1 protein-coding gene is annotated in these 2,342 nt (G+C 74.8%); it reads left to right on the top strand.

The window, feature by feature from the left end; all coding sequences use genetic code 11:
* On the top strand, positions 1-2,342 hold a 2,342-nt coding region (locus CCN39_RS37190), incomplete at both ends, for a type I polyketide synthase (RefSeq protein WP_143264288.1).

Genomic DNA, 2,342 nt, shown 5'->3' with positions numbered 1-2,342 from the left:
GGCGCCGGTCTGGTCCTGGTCGAGCGGTTGTCCGACGCGCGGCGACTCGGCCACCCGGTGCTCGCCGTGCTGCGCGGCAGCGCCCTGAACCAGGACGGCGCGTCCAACGGCCTCAGCGCGCCCAGCGGCCCCGCCCAGCGGCGCGTCATCCGGGCGGCCCTCGCCGACGCCGGACTGTCCACAGCGGACGTGGATCTGGTCGAAGCGCACGGCACCGGCACCGCGCTGGGCGACCCGATCGAGGCGCAGGCCCTCCTGGCCACCTACGGTCAGGACCGTGAGGAGCCGCTGTGGCTGGGCTCGCTCAAGTCGAACATCGGCCACACGCAGGCCGCCGCGGGTGTCGCCGGGGTGATCAAGACGGTGCAGGCGCTGCGGCACGGCGTGCTGCCGCGGACGCTGCACGCGGAGACACCGTCGTCCCATGTGGACTGGGCGAGCGGTGCGGTGCGGCTGCTCGACGAGCCGCGCCCGTGGGAACGGCCGCGGCCGCGCCGGGCGGCGGTCTCGTCGTTCGGCATCTCCGGCACGAACGCCCACGTCATCCTCGAACAGGGTGACGCCGGCCTCGTGGCCACACCCGACCCCGCCGTGGTGCCGTGGGTGCTGTCCGCAAAGACGCCGGAGGCGCTGCAGGCCCAAGCCGCCGCGCTGCAGGAGTGCACGGCCGAGGGCAGCGTCGCCGACATCGCGTTCTCGCTGGCGACGACGCGCACCGCCTTCCCGCACCGCGCGGTCGTCACCGGCGGCCGGACAGCTCTGGAGGGCGGGCTTTCCGCGCTGGCCCAGGGGCTCCCGGCGCCGAACGTGGTCTCCGGCACTGTGGTCCCGGGGCGGACCGCGCTGGTGTTCCCCGGCCAGGGATCGCAGTGGGCGGGCATGGCGCTCGAACTGGCGGAGTCGTCGCCGGTGTTCGCGGCGCGGCTCGACGAGTGCGCCGTCGCGTTGTCGTCCTTTGTGGACTGGTCGGTGCGGGACGTCCTGGCCGATGCCGAGGCGCTGGCTCGCGTCGATGTCGTCCAGCCCGCGCTGTTCGCGGTGATGGTGTCGCTGGCCGGACTGTGGCGCTCCTTCGGCGTCGTGCCGGAAGCGGTGGTGGGGCACTCGCAGGGCGAGATCGCGGCCGCCGTGGTTTCGGGGGCACTGTCGCTCGAGGACGGTGCGCGGGTCGTCGCGCTGCGCAGCAAGGCGATTCTGGCGCTGGCCGGAGGCGGCGGCATGGTCTCCGTCGCGGCGCCCCCGGAGACCGTCGAGGCACGGCTGACCGACGGGCTGTCGATCGCCGCGGTGAACGGCCCGGCCGCCGTCGTCGTCTCCGGCGAACCCGGCGCGCTGGACGCGCTGATCGCCGCGTGCGAGGCGGACGGCGTGCGCGCCAAGCGGATCCCCGTCGACTACGCGTCCCACTCGGCGCAGGTCGAGCAGCTGCGCGCCGAACTCCTGGACGTGCTGGCCCCGATCCGGCCGCGGACCGGAGACATCCCGTTCTTCTCGACCGTCACCGGCACCTGGCTCGACGGCATCGAGCTGGACGCCGCGTACTGGTACACGAACCTCCGCGAGACCGTCCGGCTCGACGTCGCGGTGCGCACGCTCGCCGCGGAAGGCTTCGGCACGTTCGTCGAAGCCTCGCCCCACCCGGTGCTGACCATGGCGATCGGCGAGACCGAAGGCGTCGAGGCGCTCGGTTCCCTGCGCCGCGACGACGGCGGGTACGAGCGGTTCCTCCGGTCGCTCGGCGAAGCGCACGTCCGCGGGGTCGCCGTCGACTGGACGCCCGCGTTCCCCGGCGCGCACCGCGTCGAGCTGCCCACCTATGCGTTCCAGCGACGTCGCTACTGGCTCGACGCCGGCACCGCGGCCGCTGACCCGGTGGACGCCGCGTTCTGGGCCGCCGTGGACGGTCTCGACCTCGACGCCGTCGCCGGCACCCTCGACGTGGCACCCGGCAGCACCCTGGCCGAGGTCCTGCCCGCGCTGACCCGGTGGCACGACCGGGCCCGCACCGCGTCCGAAGTGGACTCCTGGCGCTACCGCATCGAGTGGCAGCCCGTCGCCACGCCGTCCGCGCCGGAGCTGTCCGGACGCTGGCTGGTCGTCGTCCCGGACGGCCACGACGACGCCGGCGTCCCGGCCGCCCTCGCCGCCCACGGCGCCGAGCCGGTCGTGACCTCCGAATTCGCCGAGGGGTACGCCGGGGTCGTCTCGCTGCTCGCCCTCGACGAGACCGCCGGAGCCACCGCGAACCTCGCGCTGGCCCAGGCCATGGCCGGGAGCGAAACGCCGTTGTGGCTGCTGACCCGCGGCGGGGTCACCGGGGACGGGATCTCTCCCGCCCAGGC

Origin of the sequence: Amycolatopsis kentuckyensis (genome assembly GCF_002155975.1) — a bacterium.
GTDB classification, from domain to species: domain Bacteria; phylum Actinomycetota; class Actinomycetes; order Mycobacteriales; family Pseudonocardiaceae; genus Amycolatopsis; species Amycolatopsis kentuckyensis.
The sequence above is the reverse complement of the archived record's forward strand: the minus strand, read 5'-3'. Positions and strand labels throughout refer to the sequence as shown.